The organism is Azonexus sp. (genome assembly GCF_036170495.1).
In the GTDB taxonomy this organism is placed as follows: Bacteria; Pseudomonadota; Gammaproteobacteria; order Burkholderiales; family Rhodocyclaceae; genus Azonexus.
The window spans coordinates 1-3111 of sequence record NZ_JAVHPH010000271.1 but is presented as its reverse complement, the minus strand read 5'-3'; the positions used below and the strand labels follow the sequence as shown (position 1 = coordinate 3111).

Sequence of the window (3111 nt, the reverse complement as noted above, 5' to 3'; positions counted from 1 at the left end):
TTGTTGCTACTCATTCTGGCCCTGGTTGCCGCCTTCACTGCCCTGAACTGGGGGGTCTTCCTGTCGCCTGCCGACTTGTGGCTCGGCTTTATTACGGTGCAGATGCCCCTGGGGCTGGTCATGCTCGGGCTGCTTGTCTTCGTTACCGCGCTGTTTCTGGTCTATGTGCTTTACCTGCAAGGCTCCATTCTCCTCGAAGCCCGCCGCAATTCACGCGAATTGCACACCAACCGGGAACTGGCCGACCGCGCCGAGGCCTCGCGATTCACTGAATTGCGCACGTTCCTGGAGGCGGAACTGGCCCGGCAATCGAGCCTGAGTCTTGAATCGAAAACTGCCGTGATTGCCCGGATCGATCAGCTTGAACACGATTTTCGCGCCTTCTCCGAGCAATCCGGGAACACGCTTGCCGCCTACATCGGCGAGTTGGAGGATCGTCTCGAGAAAGTCACCACGCCACCCGCGGCGCGCTGAGTCGTCGCCACTACCTCGCCAAAGGAGCCGCCATGCCGGAGCAAAATCTTCTTGGTAAACGGGTGCTGGTCACCCAGGCCGACCAGTTCATGGGCCCGGTGCTGTGCGCGGTGTTGGCCCGGCACGGGGCCACGGTGATCGCCAATACTGCCGATCTCGTCGATGTTGGGGCACCGGCGGCCGTCGTTGCCGAGGCCGGGCCGATCGATGTTCTCGTTGCCAACCTAGCCATTCCGGCCCCCGGCACGGCGGTGGCCGAGGTCTCCGAAGCCGAGTGGAACGACGTCTTCGGTGTGCTCGTTGATCCGCTGGCACGTTTGTTCCGGGCTGTCTTGCCGGCGATGATTGCCCGCCGTTCGGGCAAGATCCTGGTCATGGGTAGCGCCTCCGCCCTGCGCGGCATGAAGGGGCGGTCGACCTACAGCGCCGCGCGTGGCGCCCAGTTGGCCTACGTGCAGGCCGTCGGCGTCGAGGTCGCACCGCACAATGTTCAGGTCAACGCCATCGCCCAGAATTTCGTCGAGAACCCGACCTATTTTCCGCCCGAAGTTCAGGCCGACCCGCGTTTTCAGGAGCGTCTCAAGCGCGAGGTGCCGCTCGGGCGGCTGGTCAGCGCCGAGGAGGATGCCGAGTTTGCCGCCTATCTGTGCAGCGACGCAGCCAATTGCTTTGTTGGCCAGGTGTTCCCCGTTTGCGGTGGCTGGGCCATGCGCTGAGGCCGTATTCAGCCCATTTGCTGCATGGCCTGTTCGCTTTCCAGGGCGGCCTTGAGGTCGCTGATCAGGTCATCGATGTTGCCCCGGGCATCGTAAAACTCCAGCTCGCCATCATCGCTTTCAAGGACGACATTGGGTTCGTCGCCATGCAGCGGGACTTGAACGTGCACCCCCTTGGTAAAGACGATCATGCCGTCGACGCGTTTCGATGGTTCGCTCAGGGCGACGGGGGTGAAGCCGAGCTTGTTTAGTTTTTCGGCTAAGGCTTGGGCGTTCATGTTTTTCCTTTTTGAATAGGCGGCGCCAGGTTGGTGACGTGCGGCCGGATTATTTCTGGACGACCGACCAGATGAAGGCCTGGACGTCGATCAGATCGCGCGGCATCAGGCCTTCTTCGAGCAGATTGGTACGGACGTAGCTGTACAGCCGCGAGACTGCATCGTAGGTTTTCCAGTTCGGCTCAGGTTTGTAGTTGATCCGCCAGCACAGCGCCTTGGCGGCATTCTGGATGACGGTCGGCTTGATGAAGGCCGATTGCTGTGGGTGGCGGATGAAGCTGAACAGCGTGGCGTACTGCCATTTGTTGAGTTGCAGGATGCCGAGTGTGCGCAGGAAGTGCTTGAAGCGTGCTTCTTCCGATTCGGCCCCGTAGAGCAGTTCGGCCAGGCCCAGCGAGAATAGCTTCTGGCAGGCGGGTAGTTCGAGGGCCTCATGGAGCGTCTTGCGCTCGCTCTTGGTCAGCAGGTTGGTGCTGGTTTCGACATGCCGCGCCCGATCACAGACGGCGTCGAAGCCGCCGTCGGCAATGAGCCGGGAAAGCTCATCCTGACTGAGCAGCTGGCTGCAAAACTTTTGGCCGCGCAGGTTGGCTTCGCGCGCCACCTTGATGTAATCAGCATCCTCGAAACCGTTCGGGTATCTTGCCATGAAGCGTTCAATCGCCATGGGAATGGTGACAAAGTTGTCGCTGACAATTTGCGAGGTCTCGATCAGGTTGTCGAGAAGGCGGTGTTTCGAGGCGGCCCCTTCGGCTTTCTCGAGTTGGATGAAGGATCGTGAAAGCCGCTTGCGGCCGGCGCCGACAAAAAATACATCGAGATTGTCGGGCGTTGCGCTGAGCACTTTGCCGAGACCCCATTCCTGCTGGTTGGGGTGCGTTACTCGATCACCTGTGGTTAGTGTGCTCATCTTGCTCTCCGCTTCTTTTCACCGGAAAAAGCGGCCAATTTTAACATGAGCACCGGGATTCGGCCCCTGGCAGTGCGATTTGTTGCCTGTTCCGGACCGTGTCGGGCGGAACAGGCGTTTCAATTTTGGCCGCTTTTTCCGGTTGACCGGAGGATCAGACGGGCGGCGCCGTATCGCTTATTCCAGCGCCAGAATCCAGTGAATGGCGGCCTTCAGGTCGTCGTCGCTGATCTTGTCGGCCGGGTGGGGAATCATCGGGACCTGGCCCCAGTTACCGGAGCCGCCATGGCGGACCTTGTCGAAGAGGACGGCAGCGATCTTGCTGTCGCCCTTGTATTTTGCAGCGACGTCCTTATAGGCCGGGCCAACGCGCTTCTGGTCGACGGCGTGGCAGGAGACGCAGCGGGCTTTCTTGACGATGGCTTCGCCATCGGCGGCGTGGGCCGGGGCGGCAGTGAACAGGGCGGCGGCGAGGAGCGGCAGCAGGGTGGTGCTCAGTTGCTTGTTCATGTGAAAAACTCCTTGGATTAAACGAGGCCAGCGGCCTGCAATTCAGCCCATTCGGCATCGGTGAACAGCCGGGAACGGGTGTGGAAAGCCTTGCCGGTGTTGCCTTCGAGCGAGAAGGTGCCGCCCGATCCGGCGACCACGTCGATGATCAGTTGCGTGTGCTTCCAATATTCATATTGCGAGGCGCTGATGTAGAAGGGCACGCCGCCGATGTCGCCAAGAT

General features: G+C 60.7%; 6 protein-coding genes. 2 read left to right on the top strand and 4 right to left on the bottom strand.

Features of this window, described 5'->3' with window-relative positions:
- Together ADADOO_RS09875 and ADADOO_RS09870 are read left to right on the top strand one after the other, a co-directional pair.
- Nucleotides 1–474: hypothetical protein (locus ADADOO_RS09875; protein WP_511277146.1), on the top strand; the 474-nt coding region annotated here is incomplete at its 5' end.
- Between the two features lie 32 nt (nt 475–506).
- On the top strand, nt 507–1190 hold the full coding sequence (locus tag ADADOO_RS09870; RefSeq protein WP_511277144.1) for an SDR family NAD(P)-dependent oxidoreductase: 684 nt from the start codon (nt 507–509) through the stop codon (nt 1188–1190).
- A gap of 8 nt (nt 1191–1198) precedes the next feature.
- Here ADADOO_RS09870 and ADADOO_RS09865 read toward each other — a convergent pair whose 3' ends face one another.
- The 4 genes from ADADOO_RS09865 to ADADOO_RS09850 form a co-directional block, all read right to left on the bottom strand.
- Nucleotides 1199–1468, bottom strand: coding sequence for a hypothetical protein (locus ADADOO_RS09865; RefSeq protein WP_511277142.1), 270 nt, complete (start codon nt 1466–1468; stop codon nt 1199–1201).
- Between the two features lie 49 nt (nt 1469–1517).
- A complete protein-coding gene (locus ADADOO_RS09860; protein WP_511277140.1) occupies nt 1518–2378 on the bottom strand; it encodes a DUF3553 domain-containing protein in 861 nt (286 codons plus the stop codon).
- Nucleotides 2379–2555: 177 nt separating this feature from the next.
- Complete coding sequence (locus ADADOO_RS09855; RefSeq protein WP_511277138.1) at nt 2556–2888, bottom strand: c-type cytochrome; 333 nt, start codon at nt 2886–2888, stop codon at nt 2556–2558.
- Between the two features lie 17 nt (nt 2889–2905).
- The coding region (locus ADADOO_RS09850; protein ID WP_511277136.1) for a DUF779 domain-containing protein at nt 2906–3111 on the bottom strand (206 nt) is incomplete at its 5' end.